The sequence below is a fragment of the Paenibacillus woosongensis genome (assembly GCF_030122845.1).
Taxonomy (GTDB): domain Bacteria; phylum Bacillota; class Bacilli; order Paenibacillales; family Paenibacillaceae; genus Fontibacillus; species Fontibacillus woosongensis_A.
On sequence record NZ_CP126084.1, the window covers coordinates 5,221,564 to 5,246,007 of the forward strand.

Here is a 24,444-nt window from a genome sequence, read left to right on the forward strand (position 1 = left end):
CTAATATTATACTATGTCTCTACTATATTTGCTCCTAAATCCTGGAATGTGTATTCGTATCCCTCATGCCTTCCGAGCAGAGAGCGAGTAAAATACGTCACTATGCATATGCTGAATTTTGTCCCAGTTGCCGGGATTGGTCGTGTCCGGGGAGCGGTGCTCAAGAATAGCCTGATATAGATCGGTTTTTTCCTCCAAGTGGGCAACGTGCCGTTTGGCTTCTTCTAGCTTGGCGAGCGCCGCTTCTTTATGCTCCATCATGAGTGTGTAACGTTGTGGTATGGTCGCATCCCCTTCGAGACATAAATCGACGTACTTTTTAATGACATCAATCGGCATCCCGGATTGCTTGAGGCATTTGACGCCATGCAGCCAGTTGATCGATTCTTCATCGAACATCCGGATGTTATTCTCATTGCGCTGTACGCTTGGCACCAGGCCTTTATCCGTGTAAAAGCGCACGGCGTGCTCGGTAAGTCCCGTGATCTGAGCAGCTTCTTTGACCGTATGCATGTGAAATCCTCCTTGGAAAATAATTTTTTAAACACGGCTTGACTTCGTGTAACACGAAGGTTCTAAGCTGATTGTAATGCAAATCGGCTTTAAGCGGAATCCCCCCTCTGCAGCGCCGATCCCCCGGGATTCGCAGCCGTTTGCTGTTATACATTTGAACAATAGGAGGAATTACCATGCAAACCGTAACATTGAACAACGGAGTGAAAATGCCGATCATCGGCTTCGGTGTCTACCAAGTTCCCGACGCTGAAGAATGCGAAAACGCCGTATATGAAGCACTGATGGCCGGTTACCGCCTGATCGACACCGCCGCTGGTTATTTGAACGAGGAAGCGGTCGGACGCGCGGTCAAGCGTAGCGGCATACCGCGTGAGGAGCTGTTCATCACGACCAAGCTCTGGGTTCAGGATGCCAGCTACGAGAGTGCCAAGCTGGCGTTTGCCAAATCCCTGAAGAAGCTGCAGCTCGACTATCTCGATCTATACCTGATTCACCAACCGTTCGGCGATTACTACGGCGCTTGGCGCGCGATGGAAGAACTGTACCGCGAAGGCAAGATCAAAGCGATCGGTGTCAGCAACTTCCTGCCCGACCGTCTGATGGACCTCATCGTGCATAACGAAATCGTGCCTGCCGTCAACCAGATCGAAACGCACCCGTTGTACCAGCAGACGGAGACCAGCGCTCTTTTGAAAGAGCAGGGAGTTCAACACCAGTCGTGGGCGCCGTTCGCTGAAGGACGGGGCAACATGTTCGGAAACGAAGTGCTGACCTCGATTGCTGAAAAACACAACAAGTCCGTCGCCCAGATTGTGTTGCGCTGGCTTGTTCAGCGTGAAGTCGTTGTCATTCCAAAATCGGTGCGCAAAGAGCGGATCGTCGAAAACTTCGACATTTTCGATTTTGAGTTAAGTGCAGACGATATGGAACAAATTTCGACCCTCGATACACGGGAAAGTCTCTTCTTATCGTACCGTGACCCGGAAGTCGCCAAGATGATGGGCAACTGGAGAGTCGAGCTGTAAACCTCGGTCGAAACATAAACTCATTACGCGTTTATCCTCATCTATTTAAGAAAGGACAGGGCGGGTGCCCCTGTCCTTTCTTTACTTGAATAGAAATTTTGAAATGGCAGAGTGGGCGAACTCGCACAACTAACGGAGAACGATAGTTGAACCAAGTTCGTTCAGGCCACCGATTACCTCGATGGCCTTCTATGCATGTTAAGTAATGAATACGGGCTGAGCGCTCGTGAAATTGAAGTGCTACATAAGCTGGCTTCTGGCTTGCGCAATCAAGACATTGCTGAGGCGCTGTTTCTAAGTGAAGGAACGGTTAAAAATTACATCTCAACGATTTATTCGAAGCTTAATGTGAGGGGAAGGCGGGAGGCTATTCGTAAAGCCCGAGATTCGGGATTCATGGATCACTAAGAAGCCGATACCCAAGAAGCTGGCAACTTATAATAGTCGCTAGCTTTTTTGAACATGTTCATATGACCAAATCATGACAAAAGCGTACTTTCTCTTTATTACTTTTTCAGCCTATACTCATGTCTATCAAGTAATAGAGGAGGCTGAAGCAGCACATGAAGAAAATGTCTGCACATAAAGAGAAGCAGCATATTGGTGGGAAATTAAGTACAGGGCGTCTATTGTGGCGCTTTCCAATCATCTGGATGATTGTGGGGACCATCGGCATTATTCTCGTGGATACACTTTTCCGGCCATTAGCAGAGCAAGCAAAGGGAGTTGCTTCCCTTCTTTTGACACTAACGGCTGTCATTGTAGCCATCATGGTCTTTAGGCTAACGATGAAATACCTGGCTCGTCGGTCAATTCCTGAGATATCAAGAAAACGCGCAGGAATTGAAGCTGGCATGGGATTACTAACTGGAGCCATCTTTATCACAGTGTCCACTTTAATTATTGTTGCTGCGGGAGGTTACTCCTTTCAATGGGCGAGTACTGCGGACACGGGTTCTGTTCTAATATCCTCTATTACAACAGCTTTAAACGCAGCCATTATTGAGGAGCTTATCTTTCGTGGGCTTATGTTTCAAGCCATTAATAAATTGGCGGGAAACTGGCTCGCACTCGCTGTGACCTCACTATTCTTTGGAGCTGCCCATCTTGGGAATACAGGGGCAACACTATGGAGCGCGTTTGCCATTACCATAGAAGCAGGTATTCTGCTCGGAGCCGCATTCTTGTGGCGACGGAATCTATGGTTTCCCATGGGGCTACATTTTGCCTGGAATGCACTTGAGGGTTTACTTGGTATTCCTGTTTCTGGACACTCTACAGCAGGTCTGTTTACTGTGAAAGTGAACGGTGCAGCAATTCTCACAGGGGGGGATTTTGGACTCGAGGGCTCTATCGTTCCGGTTATGGTCAGCCTTCTGATTGTCATTCCCATGCTGATTGGAGCTGCACGGAATCGGGTACGTTAGGAAAGCCTTGATGACGGACAGTACGTATTTAAGGATTGCAAACAGACTGGACAAATACTAAAAAAAGCAACTTCTGAAGCTTCTCGGCAGTCAAGAGGCACCTGTTGAGGTGCCTCTTGACTTCGACCTACTTGTGATACGGTTCCCCCCGATTAATCTTCACCGCGCGATAAATCTGCTCCACCAGCACCAGGCGCATAAGCTGATGGGGCAGCGTCATGCGCCCAAACGACAACCGCTGCTGCGCGCGGCGGAGCACCGCATCGGCGAGCCCATGGCTCCCGCCGATGACAAACACGACATGGCTCGTCCCATACGTGCCGAGCCTGTCGAACGTGGCGGCGAGCTCCTCCGAGCTCCACAGCTCGCCGCCTACTTCCAGAGCGATGACATGCGCATCGCTCTTCACCTGGGCCAGCACGCGCTCACCCTCGCGTGCCTTCACGGCCTGCACCTCCGCCTCACTCATCGTCTCCGGCGCTTTCTCGTCGGGCACCTCCACGACTTGAAATTTCACGTACGGGGTCAGCCGCTTCGCATACTCGGCGATCCCCTGCACCAAATACTTCTCCTTCAATTTACCGACAGCCACAATTTGAATAAACATCCTAAGCCTCTCCTATTCAGCCTGCCCCGAAAAGAGCGGCACCTCATTTTTGAAATCCATTGCGCTTGTTCACATTACGTATATCTTCTATGTAATTTCCCCATAATTCCCCTATAACACCCTATAACACCCTGACTGGCGTTACCATTGGTTTGATTCCTATTGAACCTACATACCCTAAGTAATTCCGCTTTCCCCACTCATTTTACCCATCATCGCTAATCTACGCAAAAAGGCCGCTCTCCACACCCAAGGATGAAGAAGCCGCCCTCTGCACTTAATCTATCATTCCAATAAGTCCGTGCCATCGACTCTAACCCTATGCACATTGCTTAGCCGTCCGAAATGGCCACAATTCACTCCCAGGTTAGCCGCACGTCATATAATCAAAAACTTCGCCCGCTGCTCGCATTCCTGGCAGGTCACTGGAGGATCCCACTCGATAAATTTCGTTTGATCCAAATCGACAATGTCCGGAGCCTCCTCGAACTCGTCCACGAACATATCGATCGCTAATTCCACATGATCTTTGCAAACTACATACATAAAATGAAAGCATCCTTTCTCTAGCTCGTCTCACGATCCGCCATTCGGTTCCACGATAAACACAGTATACCCTTTTCAGTTCTACCACACTCCAGGGCAAAAAGGAACCATTTTCCCCACAAATATCGCCTCTCTAACCGTCCACTTCCGCAGCATCCTCCGGCACGACCGCTTCATACAGCCGACTCTCCAGCTCCTCCGCATAACGAGCCTGCTCGTCCGTGCTCCAGCCCAGATAGGAAGCCATATATGCGGCGGCGGGTCCCTTCCATTTCCTTACCCAGTCGATATCGAACAGAAGCGCCCCCGTCCTGCGGACGAAAAAGTCCTCCAGTGTCACCGCCATCTCATGCTCCATCGCATACCTCAGCGGCACACTGACTTCCAAGGGAAGCTTACCCTCATCGGACACGCCTAGCGCAGCGGGCTGTTCAACCTCAGTGCTATCATCCGCTTTACTGATCTCCGCCGGTTCGGGCATTTCTGCAGTGTCTGCCACTCCAGCGCCACCCAATGCTCGTAGTTCTCCCGCTGCCCTAGCAGCCTTAACCTCCACAGCCGGCTCATTCCCCATCTCCCGCACCAGCTCAAACAACCGATCCACGTTGGACCCATAGCAGGCCGCCCACTTGGTCACCAATTCCCGAGGCAAGCCGAGGCCGGTCCCTTCCAAAGTCTTATTCGTTACATAGTCTTGAAAAGAGGCCGCTCCCCCCACATGGCCGCCTGAAATCGGCAGCTCCTTCGTCCGGCACGGCGGATATTTCCCACCGGCACCCACAACAGGTACAGCCACGCCGCCTGTTTCAACTCCGCTGCCCGAAGCGCCTTTACGGAAACCTCCCGTTTCTTCAGCACGCCCATTTCTATCCCTGTCCGTCCCGCTGCCGTGGCCAGCCTTCTCCTTCAACTGAGCCGCAACCCGATCCACCACCATCTCCGCCATCTTCCGATAGCCCGTCAGCTTCCCGCCGGCAATGGTGATCAGGCCGGACTCGGACTGCCAGATCTCATCCCTGCGGGAAATCTCCGAAGGGCCCTTCCCTTCCTCGTAAATCAGGGGACGAATGCCGGCCCAACTGGACTCGATATCCTCCGTCGTAATCCGCAGCTCAGGGAACATGCCGTTCACCGCATCGAGAACATACTGCCGATCCCGCTCCGTCATGCGGGGATGCACCATATCCCCGGTGTACTCCGTATCCGTCGTGCCCACATAGGTCTTGCCGTCCCGGGGGATGGCGAACAGCATGCGACCGTCCGGCGTATCAAAATACACCGCCTGCCGCAAAGGAAACCGGCTCTGATCCACCACAAGATGGATCCCCTTCGTCAGCAACAGCCGCTTGCCCTGCTGCGACCCATCGAGCTGCCGCAGCGTATCAACCCAAGGGCCGGCGGCATTGACGATGCACCGGGCCTTTACAGCATACTGCCTGCCGCTAAGAACATCGACGATTTCTGCCCCTGTAATCTGTCCAGCCTCATAATCGAACCGCTCCAGCCGGGCATAATTCACCGCAAGCGCCCCGTGCGCCGCTGCCTCCTTGATCACCTCCAGCGTAAGCCGGGCATCGTCCGTGCGGTATTCCACATAGTATCCGCCGCCCTGCAGCCCTTCGCGGCGCAGCAGCGGCTCCTTTGCCAGCGTCTGTGCCGCGCTCAGCATCCGGCGCCGTTCCTCCCGCTTCACGCCGGCCAGAAAGTCATAGGCTCTGAGTCCAAGCGAAGTGCTGAACCTGCCGAAGGTGCCCTCCTTATATATCGGCAGCAGCATCCACTCCGGCGTCGTCACATGCGGCCCGTTCTCATATACAATCGCCCGCTCCTTGCCCACCTCGGCCACGACGCCGATATCGAGCTGCTTCAAATAACGCAGCCCGCCATGGACAAGCTTCGTTGAACGGCTGGACGTGCCTGCCGCATAATCCTGCATATCAACAAGCCCGACTCTCATTCCGCGGGCAGCCGCATCCAGAGCAATGCCAGAGCCTGTAATTCCGCCGCCAATAATTAACAAATCAAGCGGAGCCTGTTCCATTTCTTGAAGTAAATGCATTCTCATCCTGCTTGCAAACGGAGCTGTCATCTTCGTCTACCTCCTCTTATTGCAAGAAAGGGAGCACAATTACCCTTCACCGTTTCCCTTCGGCTGCCTTGTAATGTGCTCCCCTGCGTATTGACTTCATTTGCTTCAATTCAGACTATAATCCCCATAGATTCCTAATGGCCTTCCGGCGGTCCTAGCAACCCTAATGATCAAGCTCAAACTCGCCGAAGCCAGAGTCCCCGGCATCATGCTCCTCACCAGGCATATCGTACGTATCTTCCTCCAGCTCTGCATCTTCAGGCTTATCCGCCAGCTTGACCTTGACACGCTGCAGCTCGCCTTCCCGATAAAAGCTGACCTCCATATCTTCGCCGATCTTCTTGTGTCCGTACAAATACTTGCGCAGATCAAGGGTCGATTGGATCGGCTGCTTGTCGAGCTTAACGATGACGTCATTGAGCTTCAGCCCTGCCGATTTTGCCGGGCCGTGTGCTTCCAGCACGATAACGCCATCCTTCACCTCCTCCGGCAGCATCAATTCCCGATGATCCTCGTCGCTAAATATGGAGAACGGATTGTTTAAATCAAGAGTATATACGCCCAAGTACGGACGAGCCACCCTTCCGTGCTCCATCAAATCGTCAACCGTCTTCATGACCTCGCTGACCGGAATGGCGAATCCCAGGCCTTCCACGCCCATATCCGCAATTTTCATCGTATTGATGCCGATCAGCTCGCCGTTCAGATTGACCAGCGCTCCGCCGCTATTGCCGTCGTTGATCGCCGCGTCGGTCTGAATAACTTCCTGCTCCCAGTCATAATTGCCGTCCTGGTTGATCGATACCGGGATTACCCGGCTCGTATAGCTGACGATGCCCGAGGTCAGCGTACCCCCAAGCCCCAGCGGATTGCCTACGGCAAGTACGGTCTCTCCCGGACGCAGGTTCGTGGAATCCCCAAGCGATATCACGGAGGTAATCCCCCTGTCATCCACTTCCAGAACCGCGATGTCGCTGATGACGTCCTGACCTACCACCGAGGCTTCCTTCGAATCCCCGCTGCTCGTCAAGATTTCCAAATCACTGGCTCCTTGAATGACATGCGCATTCGTAATGATGAAGGCCTTGCCTTTCTCTTTCTTAAAAATAACACCAGATCCAAGCGCCGCCTGCTCTGGATCTCCGCCTGACAGCTCGTTATGGTTCAGAATGCTAACGACCGTGGGCCCGACCTTTGCCGCCGCCGTGCTGATCCGGCTGAACGGGTCAAGATCTCCGCCAAACACGGTACCCCCTGCAGCAAATCTGGCCTTGGAAGAGGGAAGCCCCGTAATGAAACTGAAGAGCAGCACTGCAACAATCGCGCTCAGCACGGAAGAAACGATCGACACCTGCAGGGTGGACCACCCCGAGCCGCGTTTCCTTCTGTTCCACCCGCGCCGGCTCTCCGCTCTCCGATCATGCCGCCGCGATATTTTCGTGGAATAAAAATCGTCATCAAACAATCCCATCCGAACTCTCTCCCTCCGTGACTTGCTCCTAGGCTACTCGCTTCCGACTCGTCTCATGCTTGCAATTAAAGCGAAGCTCTTACTTCACCTTATTCCCGGTAGGCAAAGCCATATGTCCGTACAAACCCCTTACTTCTTAACGAGATGGTTCAGTATGAAGTTGCTGGCTTCCTGTAATTTTTTATTTTTCAAAGTGTTAGGAATGTTTCTGCTCATACAAGACTAAACTAATGTTAAAGCGATAGATTCATAGATTCATTTTACCATATACGAAGCGTTCCTGAAGGTTTTTCCATTGAGGGAAATACCGGGAATTTCAACTTAAGGAGGATGATTATGGATTATTTCTCCCCGATGGACGAGGTGAATATCCTGGCCAAGCTGGCCGATCTTAAGGAGGAGCACTATCATCAGCTGCTAACGCTAAGCGCTATGATGGAGCTGCTCATTGAGAAGGGCGTTCTCAGCAGCGAAGAGATTGCTCAGAAGTCCACTGAACTGGACAGCTCTAAGGCTCGCCCACCCTATCCCACGGCGTAGGACGATCCGCATAGGTGTCGCACAGGCGGAACTCGCTGTCCTTATAGAAGCAGCCGCGGTCCTCCATAGCGCTCCGAACCGACATTTTGGCCAGATCCAGCATGTTATGCTCCTTGCTGAGATGGGCCAGATAGGTGCGCTTCATACGGCCGTTAAGCAGATCGCTGAGCACCTCGCCCGAGGCTTCATTCGATAAATGCCCCATATCGCCAAGAATGCGCCGCTTAATATTCCAGGGGTAACGCCCCATCCGCAGCATTTCGATATCGTGATTGGCCTCCAGCACAAGCACGTCCGAATCGGCGATCGCTTGCTTCACTTTATCGCTTGCGTAGCCCAGATCCGTGCAAACGCTCAGCTTCTCCCGGCCATCGCTGAAGGTATAACCGACAGGCTCGGCCGCGTCATGCGAAATGCCGAACGACTCCACCCGCATTGACCCGAAATCGCGCGCCTCCCCGGTACCCAGAAGGCAGCGGTTCTCCTCGGGAATGCTGCCGATCGACTTCTCCATCGCCTGCCATGTCTTCTCATTGGCATAAATGGGCAAGTTATATTTTCTTGCTACGGCCCCAAGCCCTTTAATATGGTCGGAATGCTCATGCGTCACCAGAATGCCCGTCAAATTCTCTCCGGTCAATCCGCGCTCCAGCAGCAGTTCATCTATACGGCGGGCACTGAACCCCGCATCGATCATCAGTGTAATCTCTCCGTCCGTCACTACCGTAGCATTCCCGGTAGATCCGCTCGACAGTATCGTAAATCGTAAACCCATGTTCCCCATTACTCCTTCGATTCCTTCGTGTTAGGACTGATGACGTCCCCGCTAATGCCTTGCACGTAATACTCTTCTCCGCTCTCCAGCAAGAAGCGCCATGCCGGCGATGCCGGCAGGTCGGCGTCCGAATCGAACACCTGGCCATAATATCCGAGCTCAATGCTCGTTACTACCGAGCCCTCCGGCAGGAAATTCTCAATAAGATTGCCCAGAGCCTTGGAAGCGGACAGCACCTGCTGCTCCTTCTCATCGGCCGATTCGTTAATTTCAATAATGTCCTGACGATAAGACACGATCTTCTGATTGGCGTAATGCAGCTCTAAATTGATTTTGAAGAGCGGCCACTTCCCGTCCACAAGCGGATGGAGAACGAATACATTTTCGTTTCCCGCCCATTCGTCATAACGGTAATTTCCGATGTCGGGAAGGCTCTGCTTCAGCGCATTGGCCAGCTCCTTCGGCGTAAAAATCAGCTTGCTGTCCACAGGAACCGGCAGATCGGTTACTTTATGGCTCTGCTGCCCATCTACAAAGCGGTAGGATATCTTGCGCAGCTGTGGCGAATCGCTCGGAATTTGCGCCAGCACCTTGATTCGCTTGCTCTCCATCACCTTCTGCGTGCTGCTCTCCAGGGAAGTAAGGTCCGGATTGGAGTCGGCCTGCTCCCTCAGGTCATTCCAGAGCTGGTAGCCAAGCACTAAATTCAGCAGCAAGAAGGCGTAAATAAGCACATTTTTAGCTCTGCCCCAATCCATGTTCCGCAACCTCCCTTAATAAATAAACGGCGCTTGTTCTTTCCTGCTGCACATGAAGTGACGCAGCTTGCCTTGCCCTTCGCCTGTACCCTAATTCAGCTCATGTACAGCGCCGCTGCTCAGCTCGACGATCCAGGTCGGCTTCAGCAGCAGCCCCTCCTGGCTCAGCGAAGGCAAATACGCCGGGTACAGGTTGATGACGTCAGACAGCTTCTCGATCTTGTCCCTCAGCTCCTGGCCGCCGGACAGCTGAACGACCTGCTTGTCCCAATCTCCCGCTTTGACATATAGCAAGGAACGTTCATATCCTGTAATCGTGCCTTGCCGCAGGGCCAGCGAAATGGTTCCGAAACGGAACGACCGGAAATCCATGATCGGAAAAGCCCCAAACTGCCCATTCCCGAAATACTGGCGGAATACCACCCCGTCCATCTCATCCGAACCGTCCATTTGCTCCAAGCGGTAGCTGCCGTTCCAGCCGCCATGCTGGTTCACGAAGTCGATCGAGGATAACGCATTGCTTGCCGGACTGTTCTCGCCTGCAGACGGCGCCGCCGGATCGGTATAGTTAATCCAGTTCCCATCCTGCCTTACCTGCAGGCTCCGCTTACTGTCCGTATAAATTTCTGAACCGTCCTTCTCGCGTATGATTCTCGTAATACTCGGGTCAAAGAACAGGCTGCCCTGAATCTGCTCGGTCGAGAACACGCCTACCTTCAGCAGGGTCTCTACCATATCAATGGGCTTCTCCGGAATATAATAGCCATCCTTCAGCGTGTACGGGATCCAGTCCTTGCCGAAATCGACCTGCTGCCTCACGTCCTGCACCGTCAAATCGGCCTTCGTTGCCTCATACACGACATCCCCGTGCGAGCTGAAGAAGAAGACGCGCGCCCGTTCCTCATTTTCCCCGGTATAGATCAATATCCGGTGGATACTCTCTTCCTCAAACAGCGGATCAGCGGATATTTGCATCACCTTTCGCAGAAGCGATACGGGCACGCCGCTGCCGAACTGAAGCTCTACGCCCGGATATTTGCTGCGGATTTCAGTCCAGTTCATATTGTCTACGGCGTTGCGCTGAAATCCTTCGAACATCCGCCCTTTCAGGCGGGAATATATCAAATCGTAGAACATCGAATCCGGGTAAAACACCGTGTGCTGGTTCTCCCCCATGTGAACGGATATTTGCGCCGGAAATATGAGCTCCTCAGCCCGCATCTCTGCCCCCATATTCTCCGTCTTGATATAATCATTCTCCGTCTTGACCACTGGATCGCTGCCCGGGAGCCGGTAAATCAGAAAATAACTCTGCACCAGACTGCAGACTACAAGCAAAGTAAGCAGGAAAGATTTCACCGTTTCCTTCACCGTCCCTCGCCTCCTTGCTCCTGTGTAGGCAGTGTAAAGGTTACTTTGGTGCCTTCCCCCAGCTCGGATTCCAAATTAATCGTACCGCCATGGGCCTTCACAATTTCCCGGGCAATGGACAGGCCAAGGCCGGTTCCACCCATATTGCGGGCTCTAGCCTTGTCCACTCGGTAGAACCTCTCAAAAATACGCTCTAAATCGCGCTTCGGAATACCGATTCCGTTGTCCTGGATCGATATGGCAATCATGCCGTCATCCACCCGGCGCGCCTCAAAAGCAATCTTTCCGCCTTCTGGCGTATATTTCATCGCATTGGATATTAAATTGTCCAGCACTTGATCGATTTGATCCCGGTCCATCCAGGCGGTATCGACACCTTCCTCAATAAAGATTTCCGGATGAACTTCCTTCTCCTGCATTTGGAAGGAGAATCGATCCACGACCTCTTCCAGCATTTCCAGAACACCAATCGACTGCTTGCGCAGCAGAGCTTCTTTCGAATCGAGACGGGATAAATGAAGCAGATCCGTAACAAGCCGGATCATTCGGTCCGTCTGATTCTGAATGACGGAAGCAAACCGCGGACCAAGCTCCGGGTCCTGCAGCGCGCCGTCCTCCAGCGCCTCGGTATAGCTCTTGATCGTCGTTAGCGGCGTCCGCAATTCGTGGGAGACGTTAGCGACGAACTCCCTTCGGGACGCCTCCAGCTTCTCCTGCTCCGTCACGTCCTGCAGTACGGCAATCGTCCCGCTGATGCCGAATTCCCGCCGGTGAATCGGCGTAAACGTTACGCGGATGAGAAACATGTCCCCTTCCGGAGAATCGATCTCCAGAATAGCCGAGTGCATCGTTCCCCGCTCCAGTACGGCCCGTTCCTCCAGCGGCAAATGCAGCAGCGTCATAATATCCTTGCCGCTGACTGCCTCCTCTTGAACCCGCAGCATCTCGCTGGCTCTCCGGTTCATCAGAATGACCTGATATTTCTCATCCGCGGCGATAACGCCGTCGCTCATATTGGTAAGAATAGAGGCCAGCTTCTCCTTCTCTTCCTCATTCTGTGCCAGCGCATCCTGCAGCCGGCTTGTCATATAGTTGAACGCCTTGCTCAACTGGCCGATCTCATCGTTGCCGAGCACCGGCATTTTCTGATGGAACCGTCCTTCCGCCACCGCCGTCGCCCGCCGGGTCAGCTCCTTGATCGGCGATGTGATCGTATGTGCGAGGATAACGCCCAATACAGCGGTCAAAGCAAGGGCCAGCAATAAGCCGGAAATGAATATGCTATTGATCCGCTCCATCGTATCGTAGAGCTCGGTCATCGATGCCGCGATATAAATGGCGCCAACCGTCTTTCCGTCTCTTACGACCGGCTTGGCTACCACCTTCTTGCGAACGTTATCTTCATCGATCATATACTCTTCATTGTCGCGTATGCCCTGCAATGCCCGGCTGACTACCGTTTGCGTATTCTTCGTGCCGACGTAATCGGCATGCGATGGCTTGGAGGTCGTCAGAACCCGGCCGCTCGCATCCAGCACCTGAATCTCAGCGCCGTTAATATTGAATAAATTGTTGACGAGGACACTTAAATTGTCTAGCGATGCATCTGCCGATTCTCCGGTAACCCCCAAGTTTTGCGCAGCCAGCACCGATAGCAATGCCGCCCGCTCTTGAAGCTCCTTCGTAAAGTTGCTGGTCAGCGAGGTTTTCATGGCGCTCACGAAATAGACCCCGATCAACTGCATCGCGATCAGGATCAGGAGCACATAAATCATGATCAGCTTAGCCTGGATCGTACGGAAGAAGGAGGGCAGATTCATCCTAGAATCCACCCGCCTTGGAGCTGCGCATCATATAGCCAAGCCCGCGCCGGGTCAAAATATACTCGGGCTTGCTCGGATCACTCTCAATCTTCTCCCGCAGCCGGCGAATCGTCACGTCCACCGTCCGCACGTCTCCGAAATAGTCATAACCCCATACCGCCTGCAGCAGATGCTCTCGGGTCATTACTTTTCCAGCATTCTTCACCAGATAATGAACCAGCTCGAACTCCCGGTGAGTCAAATCCAACGGTTCGCCATTTTTGTATACCGTATACATATCTGTATCGATAAACAGCTCAAACAAGCTGATTCCCTGTTTGCCCTCGGCGCTTTCCAGCTGAGCCGGCTTCTGCTGCCGCCGCATTTGCGCCTTCACCCGGGCAAGAAGCTCCCGCGTGCTGAACGGCTTCGTCACATAATCATCGGCTCCAAGCTCCAGCCCAAGCACTTTATCGATTTCGCCATCCTTGGCGGTCAGCATAATGATCGGCGTCTGCAGTCTGGCGCGCACCTCTCTGCACACATCCATGCCATCCTTGCCGGGCAGCATCAAATCAAGCAGAATGAGATCCGGCTGCTCGTTGAATGCCAGCTCCACAGCCTCGATTCCATCGAAAGCAAGGATTACCTCGTACCCTTCTTTTTCTAGATTGAATTTCAAAATATCGGCAATTGGACGCTCATCGTCCACGACTAAAATTTTACCTAGCATGATTGCGATTCACCCCAAACTTTCGATCATGGCTTTGATCTTCCTCTATCTTACCATATCCTAAGCAGCATCAGCTATCGGGAAGCCTAGGGCAAGTATTGAATGCCCTCGCCTAAAACTGTTACTCTATCATTGACGGTGAAGATCCCGTTCGCTTTAGATCATACATACATTTACTTATTTTTACCAGTCACTTAAGGAGGATAATTAACCCTATGGCCACCATTATGCTCGTCGATGACGATCCCCATATACGCGAACTGATTTGTCTCTATTTATCGAAGGAAGGATTCCGCCCCATCCAGGCCGAAAACGGCGCCGTGGCGCTGAAAATGATGGAGCAGGAAATCGCCGACCTGGTTGTACTCGACATCATGATGCCGGTCATGGACGGCTGGGAGCTGTGCGCTGAGCTGCGCCGCCTGTACCCGGATACGCCGCTGCTCATGGTTACTGCGAAGGGCGAAACTGGGCAAAAAATCAAGGGCTTTGATCTGGGCGCCGACGATTATGTCGTGAAGCCGTTTGAGCCGCTCGAGCTGGTGGCCCGGATCAAAGTGCTGCTCAAGCGATACAAAATCGCTTCTTCCCAAAGCATTCAGCTCGGGAACATTTTGCTGGACCGCCAAAGCTATAAAGTGATCCGCGGCTCCGAAGAGTTCATGCTCCCGCCTAAGGAATTCGAGCTTCTATTCAAGCTAGGAAGCTATCCCGGGCAGATTTTTACCCGCGAGCAGCTGATCGAACAAATCTGGGGTCTGGACTATACAGGGGATGACCGTACGGTCGATGTCCATATCAAAAGGCTGCGCGAACGCTTCCCCGCAAGCGGCCAGGAGGCACACTCCTTTCATATCGCCACCGTATACGGGCTCGGCTACCGGCTTGTGGTGGACAAATGATCAAATCGCTATATGTCCGTATTGTTGTGATGTTTCTGGTAGCCATTCTCGTCAGCCTGCTGACCTCTACGATGGTTATCGGTTATTTATACCAGCGTCAGATCCAGGATCAAACCCAGGACTACATGATTACTCTGGGCCAAAGCCTGATCCGGATTTTCGAGCGGGTCGGATACGACCGCCGGGCCCTGGTGATGGACGACATCAAGGATCTGGCCAATATGGTCAGCATGCAAGTTTTCGACGGCTCCCTGTCCGAGGAAAAATACGGCTCCGATTCCCTAATCGAAGTAAGCCGGGAGCAAGTCGAACGCGTGCTTCAAGGGGAGACCTTGAAGGGCACTACCTCTGAAGGACATACCTATGTAGGGCTGCCTTTCGGGCATCAAGGCCAAACCTATGCCATGTTTATCGAGCCAAGCTCGAACAGCCAGGTCGGTTATCCGATCGGCGGCATGATCCTCACCGGGATCACTGTCCTGTTGGTGGGCGGCAGCCTGTTTTTCGTTGTGGAAGCCGCTTTTTTGATCCAGCCTTTGCGCAAAATGACGGAAGCGACGAAGCGGATGGCCAAAGGGGATTTCAGCAGCGAGCTGAAAGCGCGGCGTAAAGACGAATTGGGTGTCCTGGTGCAGAGCTTTAACGAAATGCGTCGGCAGCTGCAGCAAATTGAGGAAATGCGCCAGGACTTCGTCTCTAACGTCTCGCACGAAATTCAATCGCCGCTTACGTCCATCCGCGGATTTGCCAAGGCGCTGAAGGAGAACGATACGCTTGACCATAAGAACCGGGATCGATATTTAGACATCATTATTGCGGAGAGCGAGCGAATGTCCCGAATGAGCGACAACCTGCTGCATTTGGCCTCGCTTGAGTCGAAGCACCATCCGTTCCATCCCGTCACATTCCGGCTCGATGAACAGATCCGGCAAACGGCTGTTGCTCTGGAGCCGCAATGGGCCGCCAAATCGATTGCGATCGATCTGGAACTGCCGGTCGTCAAAATTTGCGGTGACCGGGACCAGCTGGACCAGGTGTGGATCAACCTGCTGGGAAACAGCATCCGCTTTACGCCGGAAGGCGGCAAAATCGCCATTGACGTTCGGCGGGGCATCCACCAGGTTTCCGTGACAATCAAAGATACGGGAATCGGCATTGCACCAGAGGACCAGGCCCAAATCTTCGAACGGTTCTACAAGGCGGACCGCTCCCGCAACCGGGTATATAATGGCAACGGTCTGGGCCTGGCGATCGTCAAAAGAATCGTAGACCTGCATCACGGCCATATCGAAGTGCGCAGCGAGCCCGGAACCGGAACGGAAATCACGGTCACCCTGCCATCTTGAACAATTTAGTTCTTTTGCCCTGCCAAGATAATTGTAAATTTGGCTTCTTATTCATATTCAGTTCACATTTATACGGTAATCTTTCTTAAGATAGGAGGATTACCATGAACAAACTAACTAGTTTTTCCATGAAGAATATAGGCGCCTTGTTTATCATGATCATCATGTTGTTTGGCGGCGGCCTATATGCGGCTGGGAATTTAAAGACGGAAATCATGCCGGACATCTCGATTCCCATGGTATACATAACGGCCCAATATCCCGGGTCTCCCAGCGACGTCATGGAACAAGTAACCAAGCCGATAGAGAAAAAAATAGCCAACATGGAGGGAGTTACCTCGCTGGACTCTACGTCAAGCGACAACTTTGCGACCATTATAGTCATGTTGACCGATAAGGCTGACCCTGAAAAGAAAAAGCAGGATATTGAAAGCTTGCTGCAAGAGGTCAATCTTCCCGCTTCGGCCAGCACTCCGAAGGTGGCCACCTTCGGTTTCGCCTCAATTCCGGCTTATTACTTCGCCATCTATGGCGAGAATGGCATGAGCCAGTCAGAACTGGATCAATGGTATGCGAACGAGATCAAACCCGAACTCGAATCGATCCCGGGCTACGACCACATGGACGAAATCGGAGCGCGGGAAACGAAGCTTACCATCAAGCTTGATGCCGGGAAGCTGAATGATTTCGGCCTTACTCCCGGACAAGTATCCGGCCAGGTGCGCCAAAACCTCACTTCGCTGCCGGCAGGAGCCGTCGATCTCGATGGCAGCTCCTTGATGGCCCGTGTAAAGGGCGACACCAACAGCGTGTATAACTTGGAAAATATGGACTTGCTGACCCAGAGCGGCACCCGGGTTCGCTTGAATCAGCTGGGCAAGGTCGAATCGATCTCGGAATCCGATTTTGTAGCTCGCCTGAATCAGCAGCCAGCCATCGGCATCCAGCTGTACAAAACGAGCGATGCCAACGCCGTCGATTTCGCCGGGGAAGTCGAGTCCCTGTTCTCTAAATGGGAGCAGCAGCTTCCTGATATCGGCTTTAAGACGATTTATGACACTTCGGAACTAGTCAGTTCCTCCATTAGCGGAATGGTGCATGAGGGGCTCACCGGCGCGCTGCTGGCAGCGCTCGTCATCCTGCTGTTCCTGCGGAATATACGCATGACCTTGATCGTTCTGGTCTCGATTCCGCTTTCGATCCTGATAACACTGCTCGTTATGAATTCCTTGGACATTTCCTTGAACATTCTGACGCTCGGTGGTATGTTCATCGCGATTGGACGGGTCGTGGACGACAGTATCGTCGTTATCGAAAATATATATTCACATTTGCAGAAAGCGCAGGAGCGCGGCGAATCGGTCATTAAGCTGGCTACCCGCGAAGTCGGCGCAGCCATTACGTCATCCACACTAACGACGGTCGGGGTCTTCGCCCCGCTCGCATTTGTCAGCGGTATGGTCGGGCAATTGTTCCAGCCGTTTGCGATTACGCTGTCCACCGCCATGTTAGCTTCGCTGCTCGTAGCATTGACGGTGATCCCGATGCTGGCGAAGGTGCTGGTGCTCCGCGGAGCCAAGATCAAGCACCATGAAGAGAAGGCAGGACGCTCGACAGCTTTTTACCGCCGTGTCCTGGAATGGTCGCTGCGCCACCGGATCAAAACGCTGCTGGCAGCAGGATTCCTGTTTATCGCGTCAATTATCGGAACGCTACCGTTTTTATCGATCACCTTGATGCCGGAGGAAGAGCCTCCGCGGCAGTTTTACTTCGTCGTTAAGATGCCGTACGAAACTTCTTTGAAAACTATGGATGCCAAAATCAAAGATATGGAAGAGATTTTGCATCTTGCGAAGACGGCCGATGGCCAGCCGCAATTTACCTTTACTGAAGCACTGATCGGATTTGACGGCTCCACGGAGGCAACGCCTTACCGGGCGCAGATTTTCACCGAAGTTAGCGAAGGCAGCAATGTCAAAACTGTACAGGATCAATACAAAAATATTTTGATGGCCGAATTACCGGTAGACTCTGAATTGGACGTTAGATCCTTGGAGGGTAATTCGGCGGGCGGCACCGACTTCCAATATTCCCTGAAAGGGGATGACCTCAATCGGTTGGTTGAAGCATCTGCGCTGCTGAAGGAGAAGCTGAAGGATTTTCCAGAAATTAAGGAAGTGGAAGACTCCCTCAGCGATGCCAAGAAGGAGCTTGAGATCGAAGTCGATCAGAACAAGGTTTGGCAATACGGACTGAGCGCCTCTACGGTACAGCAGACCGTCGCCGGTTGGCTGGCCGAGGATGAAATCGGTGATGTCAAGCTGGATAACATCACTTACACGACAACGGTCCAACTGGATAAATCGGGCATCGATACGCTGTCCAAGCTGGGGGATATCCCGTTCCGTACAGGGAGCGGCTCCATCGTTTATCTGAAAGAGGTGGCGAAGCTGAACATCATTAACGCCGCCTCCAGCATTCAGCGCAACGACCAGGAACAGGTCGTGAACATTACCGCCAAAATCGACAGCCAAAACAAGGGCGGTGTTGCCGGTCAAGTCGCGATGGCTCTGGATCAGGTTGAGCTTCCTGACGGTGTATCGCGCGAAGTCGGCGGGATTAACGAAGATATCGGAGAAAGCTTCTCCCAGCTGTTTGTCGCCATGGGGGCCGCCGTATTTATCGTCTATCTCGTCATGGTTATTGCTTTCGGCAATCTGAGCGCACCGTTTGTCATCCTGTTCTCGCTGCCGCTTGCCGTAATCGGCGGTTTGCTTGGTCTATTGATCAGCGGCGAAGCGTTGAGCATCACCTCGCTGATCGGCTTCATGATGCTGATCGGGATCGTCGTGACCAACGCAATTCTGCTTATCGACCGGACGCAGCAGCTTCGCGACGAAGGCTACACCGTTCGCCACGCCTTGGTCGAAGCGGGCATGCTTCGCCTAAGACCGATCATCATGACAGCAGTCGTAACCATGGTCGCCATGCTGCCGCTTGCGCTTGGGTTTACCGAAGGCGGAGCGATCATTTCGAAAGGCATGGCCGTCGTCGTGATCGGCGGACTCGTTACGTCAACGATTCTGACATTGGTCGTCGTTCCGGTCGTCTACGAATTACTGGAATCATTCAAGAACCGGATGGGCCGTCTGTTCCGAAGAAGGGGCCGAGTCGATAAATCATCCGACGACATCAGTGAGGGAGTGGTAAGTCAATGAGAAACAAACGATGGATACAAATTATAATGGGCAGCGCATTGCTGGCCGTGGGCGGAACAGCTCTGGCCGGCTGCAATGCCCCTCAGGAAACGCAAATGGAAGTGCAGAAGACCATACAGAAGCCCGCTGTCAAGATCAGTGAAGCTCAAAAGAGAAGCATTGGCGCTCCTCAGGAGACGGTAGCCGAAGTGACAGCTTCAGCGGAAAGAGATGTCGTGGTCAAAGCAAGCGGTGACGTGCTAAAAGCGTTGAAAAAGCGTGGTGATCAGGTAAAACAGGGGGAACTGCTGTTTGAACTGGATCCAGCCGATGTGCTGCTGCAGAAGCAAAAGGCCGAAATCGGGCTCCGCACGGCCCAGAATAATCTGAAAGAGGGCCAGTTTGCTGCGCAAGACGATCCGGATGCCCTGCAGCCGCTGAAAGATCAAATTCGAATGGCACAACTCGATATCGAGCAAATCAACCGCACCTTGGACAATTATAAAGTGACCGCTCCAATCAGCGGCATTCTGACCGATTTTTCGATTGAGTCCGGCATGACCATAAACCAAGGGATCGTTGGCAAAATTCAGCAGATCAACCCGGTCAAAATCAAGGCGAACATCACGGAAGAAAACGCCAAGCTCCTTAAAGGCAAAACCGAGCTTTCGTTCTATGCGGCCGATCGGCCGGACCAGCTGTTTAAAGGGAAAATCGTCTATTTCGCCGACATCATGGACACGATGAACAGAACTTATGAGCTGGAGCTGCAAGCCGACAACGCCAATCTGGCCCTGAAGCCGGGAACCAAAGTGCAGCTGCGGCTGACCGATGAAGCAGAGCAGGAAGTGCTCACCATCCCAACGACGGCGATTATCCGGGAAGAGAGCAACACCTACGTCTACCTCTTCTCCGGTGGCAAAGTCGAGAAGCGGCAAGTGGAACTCGGACGCCTTAACGAATTGTATCAGGAGGTCATCGAAGGCTTGGCCACGGGAGATCAGGTCGTGGTATCGGGCCAACACCAATTGAAAGACAATCAAGAGGTCGAAGTCCTTGCGGCAAATTGATATAAAAAAATGGCCTTGCGTGACGGTGTTCCATCAGGAACGCCGGACGCGCGGGCCATTTTTATTTGAACATGACTTGTTGAACTACCTCTATACTATAAATATTTCATCGGGTTTTGGACGGTACCGTTCTTATGAATTTCAAAATGCAGATGAGTACCGGTGGAACGTCCCGTGCTGCCCATAATCCCGATTTTCGAACCTTTCTCGACGACTTCGCCTTCCTTGACACTGATCTTGCTCAGATGCCCATACAGCGTCTCATATCCGTTATTATGATTAATAATAATAACATTGCCATAGCCGGACTTGACGCCTGCGAAGCTGACAACTCCTTCATCCGCGGCAAGAATGTTCCGATTCGAGGAGACCAGATCGACGCCTTTATGAGTTCGGCCCCAACGCTCGCCGTAGCTGCTCGTCATTCGTGCGCCGGATACCGGCCACGCGAACTGGCCGCTGCCCTCGCCGACGATCTTCGTTCCTTTCATAATGATGCGCGGCGACGATGCCTTAATGACCTCATGGCCAAGCCATTCCTCGGTGACCACCTCGCCATTCTCTTTGGTCAGCCGATATTCCATAATCTTCAGACCGCTTTGCCCTTCCGCAACAACCTTGGACTGACCGGCTTTCATATCCGCATTTTTCTGAATAATCACTTCCGGTTCGGTGACGATTTCCTCGGATACCAGTTCAACCGTCTTTACGGTTAGAGCAGGCTTCAACGCCTTTACGTTCAGCTCCGTACCGATCTGCATTGTCTTCTCCTGAACGCCAGGGTTATTCGCGAACAATTCCTTCTGAGTCACCCCGTACCGCTTAGCAATGGATGAGATCGTATCCCCTTCGCGAACGACATAAGTGATCGCTGCCTCGCTGCCCTCTACGATGCGCTGAACCGCCTCCTCGGCGCTCAGCACCTTGTTCGGATCCGTCTTTACCGCAACCTGCGTTACGTCCTCCACGATCTCTGCGGATTCCACGGTTACACCGTTTTGCTTCTTGGCCGCGTTCGGATTGCTGCTCACTAATTTAATTCTAGAAGCCGCATTATTGGATGAAGTGCCCGGTATGTATTTCCCTTTCACTTGCTCCAGAATCGCGTTTGCCGTTGCCTGATCCTTCACGACCGCAATGGTCTCGCCGTCGACCTTCAGCTCTACCCCGCGGGAATAACCCGTCAGCCTCTCATACAGCTTGTCCAGAGTAACCTCCGTATCAATCCTGGCTTTATACTTCTTCGCCTCGACCGTTGTTATGCCCTTCGTATTAACCACCATATCCGCCTGTGGATACTTCTCGGCGTACTCCTGCTCTTTGCGCTTGTAGAGCGCCTGCAGCTGATCCTCGCTATCGATCGTTCCGATCTCCTCATCATGGAGCATGACGCGGTAATAGGTCACCGTATGCGCCTGCGCATACTGGTAACCAGCCAATAACATGCCTGTTGCAAGTACGGCAGCGATTGCCCCAATTCTGACTCTGCGTGATCGCGTTTTCTGCTCTATATCCGTGCTATCTATATCATCTTGCTCATTTTCCGGTAGATTATGGCTTGGCCTGATACGCTGAACCGCAGACTGATACCGCTCCGTAAGCCAATCAAGCCCAATTTTCCCCCTGAAACCCTTCATGGTAAATCTCCTTTATATTTGACTCTATTCGACAATAAATAGTTTCAAAATTTTAACCTTTGGTCGCTATCGTCTACTTTAGCATACGACCCTCCCGAATTTCAACTCTGTTCACAAATGGCAAAAACCCGCTGCGAGAGCGGGTTTAACATGTTTTTGCTAAAATATCCAGGGAGTATTTTATTTACAATCCTGTGAATGGTAACGCTATCATGATGATTTGGTAGAAAGGCTTTCCATTATTTTTTGAGCATAGCCATGACCTTGGCATATTGTTCTTTATCTAAATGCTTGGACAAAATTTGCTGAATCTCTATCATTTCGGATTCGGTCAACCCGCCCTCCATTGCCACCGTCATCTTCTGCATTTCGTCCTCCGGAAGCTTGGACATCAGGATATTGAATATTTCTTCCTTCTGCTGGTCGGGCAGCTCATCCTTTTTAGCCAACAAATCATCCGGGGAGATGACGACCGCCTGATCCTGGTTCCCGAGTGCATCCTGCTGGGACTGTTGTTGCGATTGTTGTTGCGATTGGCCGGAAGCCATCCCTCCCATCACCGGAAGCGCGTCCTCTGGAATTCCCTCTTCCACATTCACGCCATCTTCGGCGGGACGATCAGACTCATTGCCGTTGCTGACGCCGCCCTCGCTATTCTCACTACCGCTCCCCGCACGATCTCCATTGCTGTTTCCAGCGCTATTCCCACCGGTTCCTGTATTCGCGCTTGCATTCATATTTTTATGATCTGTTTCGTCCGCCTTCCTGCCGCCCGGGTTTTTGCTGCCGGTTCCTTGGCCTCCAAAACCCAGCATGCCCTTCATCATGCTTCCAAGATTAGGCGATTGTACTTCAAGAGGAATGTTATAACTGCCCAGCAGTGATTGAATATACCAGTTCACGACATAACCAGTCGTGGCAACGGTTAATACGCTGACCATTACGACTGTGATCGATAGCTTTACCAGCCAAGCAACCCACTTCATCGTATACCTCCTTCTACGTCTTCTACCTATCAGTATGGACGATAGAGGAAGATTTCAACCTTCATAAAAGGAAAAAAGAAACGCAAAAAAGCCGCCCGGAGCAAACGTTCCCCACGAACGCTCCGGACGGCTAAATGTTATGACGCTATCGAATCCATCATACAGCAACCTTATTCATAAATCGGCAGCACTTGGTTTGTCTGATCGCGGTTTCGTCCCACGGAGAAGATCGCGATCGGAATGCCTGTCAGCTCGGATACACGCTTTACGTAATTCCGCGTCGTTTCCGGCAGATCATCGAGGGTTTTCACCCCGGTGATGTCCTCGGACCAGCCTGGGAGTTCCTCGTAGACCGCTTCGCACTCTGCAAGCATCTTGAGGCTGGCCGGGTAATGGCTGATTACTTCGCCCCGGTACTTATAGCCGGTGCAGATCTTGACCGTCTTCAGGCCGGTCAGCACGTCCAGCGAGTTCAGGGACAGGCCGGTCAGGCCGCTCACCCGGCGGGCATGGCGCACGACGACGCTGTCGAACCAGCCAACACGGCGCGGCCGTCCCGTTACGGTGCCATACTCATGCCCGGCCTCGCGGATCGAGTCGCCGACGGCATCGTTTAACTCCGTTGGGAACGGACCGTCGCCGACACGGGTCGTGTAGGCTTTCGCCACGCCGATGACCTGATCGATCTTCGACGGGCCAACGCCGGAGCCAATGCAAACCCCGCCTGCCGACGGATTCGAGGAAGTCACGAACGGATACGTGCCCTGGTCGATATCCAGCATGACGCCTTGGGCGCCCTCAAACAACACTTTGCGCTTCGCGTCGATAGCATCATTCAGAATGACTGACGTGTCCCGAACATATGGCCGGACGATTTCCGCATACCCTAAATATTGCTTCAGCACTTCCTCAACGTCCAGCGGCTCAGCGCCATATACCTGCTCGATAATATGGTTCTTCTCCTTCATGAGATGGCGCAGCTTTGTCTCGAACTCCTCGGGATCGAGCAGGTCGGCGATCCGGATGCCGTTGCGCGCGGCTTTGTCCATGTAAGCCGGGCCAATCCCTTTACGAGTTGTACCGATCTTGTTCGGCCCCTTGCGGTCCTCCTCCAGCGCATCCAGGACCGTATGGTAAGGCATGATGACATGCGCGCGATCGCTGATCACCAGATTGTCCGTCGTAAATCCGTTGTCATGAATATAATGGATTTCCTCGATAAGGGCTGCCGGGTTTACGACCATCCCGTTACCGATAACGCATATTTTGTCCTTATAAAAAATACCCGATGGAATTAAGCTCAGTTTGTACTTCTTCCCGTCAATAAGTATGGTGTGACCAGCGTTGTTTCCGCCTTGGTAACGCGCCACCACCTCTGCGCTTTCCGCCAGATAATCGGTGATTTTGCCCTTACCTTCGTCTCCCCATTGCGTTCCGACAACGACTACTGTTGACATGTACATTCCCCCGTCGGTGCGTAAGGCACCTAAATTTGCCTTGCTCGGATTCCATACGTCAGATTCATTTTTGCCTTCAGCCACTGTGGATCTGCTCGATCCAGAGCAGCAGCAATACAAGTGTAACAAGCGCGATTTTCAATGTCAAATTAAAAGACGAACAATCACGTATTTCGATACGTGATTGTT

The 24,444-nt window shown here is 52.6% G+C and carries 21 protein-coding genes; 8 read left to right on the forward strand and 13 right to left on the reverse strand.

Going from position 1 to position 24,444, the window contains the following annotated elements; translation table 11 throughout:
• Positions 1 to 63 precede the first annotated feature (63 nt).
• Positions 64 to 513: a MerR family transcriptional regulator gene (locus QNH46_RS24050; protein ID WP_283926366.1), complete on the reverse strand. Its 450-nt coding sequence runs from the start codon at positions 511 to 513 to the stop codon at positions 64 to 66.
• 176 nt (positions 514 to 689) lie between these two features.
• Between QNH46_RS24050 and QNH46_RS24055 the strand changes: the two genes are divergently transcribed.
• The 3 genes from QNH46_RS24055 (at position 690) to QNH46_RS24065 (ending at position 2,968) form a co-directional block, all read left to right on the forward strand.
• Entirely contained in the window at positions 690 to 1,541 is an 852-nt protein-coding gene (locus tag QNH46_RS24055; RefSeq protein WP_283926367.1) for an aldo/keto reductase, read from the forward strand.
• 195 nt (positions 1,542 to 1,736) lie between these two features.
• Positions 1,737 to 1,949 (forward strand): response regulator transcription factor, encoded by a 213-nt coding sequence (locus tag QNH46_RS24060; RefSeq protein WP_283926368.1) that lies wholly within the window; start codon positions 1,737 to 1,739, stop codon positions 1,947 to 1,949.
• 155 nt (positions 1,950 to 2,104) lie between these two features.
• Positions 2,105 to 2,968 carry a CPBP family intramembrane glutamic endopeptidase gene (locus QNH46_RS24065; RefSeq protein ID WP_283926369.1) on the forward strand — a complete coding sequence of 288 codons (864 nt, stop codon included), beginning with the start codon at positions 2,105 to 2,107 and terminating at the stop codon, positions 2,966 to 2,968.
• 127 nt (positions 2,969 to 3,095) lie between these two features.
• Here the strand turns inward: QNH46_RS24065 and rlmH are convergent, their stop codons facing one another.
• The 4 genes from rlmH to QNH46_RS24085 all read right to left on the reverse strand — a co-directional run bounded on the left by rlmH (position 3,096) and on the right by QNH46_RS24085 (position 7,681).
• Positions 3,096 to 3,575, reverse strand: coding sequence for a 23S rRNA (pseudouridine(1915)-N(3))-methyltransferase RlmH (gene rlmH, locus QNH46_RS24070; RefSeq protein WP_019639441.1), 480 nt, complete (start codon positions 3,573 to 3,575; stop codon positions 3,096 to 3,098).
• 378 nt (positions 3,576 to 3,953) lie between these two features.
• Entirely contained in the window at positions 3,954 to 4,121 is a 168-nt protein-coding gene (locus QNH46_RS24075; RefSeq protein ID WP_019639440.1) for a CxxH/CxxC protein, read from the reverse strand.
• A gap of 133 nt (positions 4,122 to 4,254) precedes the next feature.
• On the reverse strand, positions 4,255 to 6,210 hold the full coding sequence (locus QNH46_RS24080; RefSeq protein WP_283926370.1) for a glycerol-3-phosphate dehydrogenase/oxidase: 1,956 nt from the start codon (positions 6,208 to 6,210) through the stop codon (positions 4,255 to 4,257).
• 163 nt (positions 6,211 to 6,373) lie between these two features.
• Positions 6,374 to 7,681, reverse strand: a complete 1,308-nt coding sequence (locus tag QNH46_RS24085; RefSeq protein ID WP_283926371.1) for a S1C family serine protease — start codon at positions 7,679 to 7,681, stop codon at positions 6,374 to 6,376.
• A 336-nt stretch (positions 7,682 to 8,017) separates the two neighbouring features.
• On the opposite strand from QNH46_RS24085, the gene QNH46_RS24090 reads away from it, so the two are divergent.
• Entirely contained in the window at positions 8,018 to 8,221 is a 204-nt protein-coding gene (locus QNH46_RS24090) for a hypothetical protein (RefSeq protein ID WP_283926372.1), read from the forward strand.
• On the opposite strand, the gene QNH46_RS24095 is transcribed toward QNH46_RS24090, so the two are convergent.
• The 5 genes from QNH46_RS24095 to yycF form a co-directional block, all read right to left on the reverse strand.
• Complete coding sequence (locus tag QNH46_RS24095; RefSeq protein ID WP_213591748.1) at positions 8,190 to 8,996, reverse strand: MBL fold metallo-hydrolase; 807 nt, start codon at positions 8,994 to 8,996, stop codon at positions 8,190 to 8,192. The genes QNH46_RS24090 and QNH46_RS24095 overlap by 32 nt on opposite strands.
• 8 nt (positions 8,997 to 9,004) lie before the next feature.
• A complete protein-coding gene (gene yycI, locus QNH46_RS24100; protein ID WP_283926373.1) occupies positions 9,005 to 9,754 on the reverse strand; it encodes a two-component system regulatory protein YycI in 750 nt (249 codons plus the stop codon).
• 90 nt (positions 9,755 to 9,844) lie between these two features.
• Positions 9,845 to 11,125, reverse strand: a complete 1,281-nt coding sequence (locus QNH46_RS24105) for a YycH family regulatory protein (RefSeq protein WP_283926374.1) — start codon at positions 11,123 to 11,125, stop codon at positions 9,845 to 9,847.
• Positions 11,122 to 12,945, reverse strand: coding sequence for a cell wall metabolism sensor histidine kinase WalK (gene walK, locus QNH46_RS24110; protein ID WP_283926375.1), 1,824 nt, complete (start codon positions 12,943 to 12,945; stop codon positions 11,122 to 11,124). The genes QNH46_RS24105 and walK overlap by 4 nt, the downstream gene beginning before the upstream one ends.
• Before the next feature lies 1 nt (position 12,946).
• On the reverse strand, positions 12,947 to 13,660 hold the full coding sequence (gene yycF / locus QNH46_RS24115; RefSeq protein ID WP_213591755.1) for a response regulator YycF: 714 nt from the start codon (positions 13,658 to 13,660) through the stop codon (positions 12,947 to 12,949).
• 215 nt (positions 13,661 to 13,875) lie between these two features.
• On the opposite strand from yycF, the gene QNH46_RS24120 reads away from it, so the two are divergent.
• From QNH46_RS24120 to QNH46_RS24135, 4 genes are all read left to right on the forward strand, one after another.
• Complete coding sequence (locus tag QNH46_RS24120; protein ID WP_283926376.1) at positions 13,876 to 14,562, forward strand: response regulator transcription factor; 687 nt, start codon at positions 13,876 to 13,878, stop codon at positions 14,560 to 14,562.
• A complete protein-coding gene (locus tag QNH46_RS24125) occupies positions 14,559 to 15,908 on the forward strand; it encodes a sensor histidine kinase (RefSeq protein WP_283926377.1) in 1,350 nt (449 codons plus the stop codon). Before QNH46_RS24120 ends, QNH46_RS24125 begins: the two co-directional genes overlap by 4 nt.
• 104 nt (positions 15,909 to 16,012) lie before the next feature.
• A complete protein-coding gene (locus QNH46_RS24130; protein WP_283926378.1) occupies positions 16,013 to 19,126 on the forward strand; it encodes an efflux RND transporter permease subunit in 3,114 nt (1,037 codons plus the stop codon).
• Positions 19,123 to 20,175, forward strand: coding sequence for an efflux RND transporter periplasmic adaptor subunit (locus tag QNH46_RS24135; protein WP_283926379.1), 1,053 nt, complete (start codon positions 19,123 to 19,125; stop codon positions 20,173 to 20,175). Before QNH46_RS24130 ends, QNH46_RS24135 begins: the two co-directional genes overlap by 4 nt.
• Before the next feature lie 95 nt (positions 20,176 to 20,270).
• On the opposite strand, the gene QNH46_RS24140 is transcribed toward QNH46_RS24135, so the two are convergent.
• The 3 genes from QNH46_RS24140 to QNH46_RS24150 form a co-directional block, all read right to left on the reverse strand.
• The gene (locus QNH46_RS24140) at positions 20,271 to 21,812 is read right to left on the reverse strand and encodes a peptidoglycan DD-metalloendopeptidase family protein (protein WP_283926380.1); all 1,542 of its coding nucleotides are present in this window, start codon (positions 21,810 to 21,812) and stop codon (positions 20,271 to 20,273) included.
• Between the two features lie 239 nt (positions 21,813 to 22,051).
• Complete coding sequence (locus tag QNH46_RS24145; RefSeq protein WP_283926381.1) at positions 22,052 to 22,798, reverse strand: hypothetical protein; 747 nt, start codon at positions 22,796 to 22,798, stop codon at positions 22,052 to 22,054.
• Between the two features lie 170 nt (positions 22,799 to 22,968).
• A complete protein-coding gene (locus tag QNH46_RS24150) occupies positions 22,969 to 24,255 on the reverse strand; it encodes an adenylosuccinate synthase (RefSeq protein ID WP_283926382.1) in 1,287 nt (428 codons plus the stop codon).
• Positions 24,256 to 24,444: the final 189 nt, after the last annotated feature.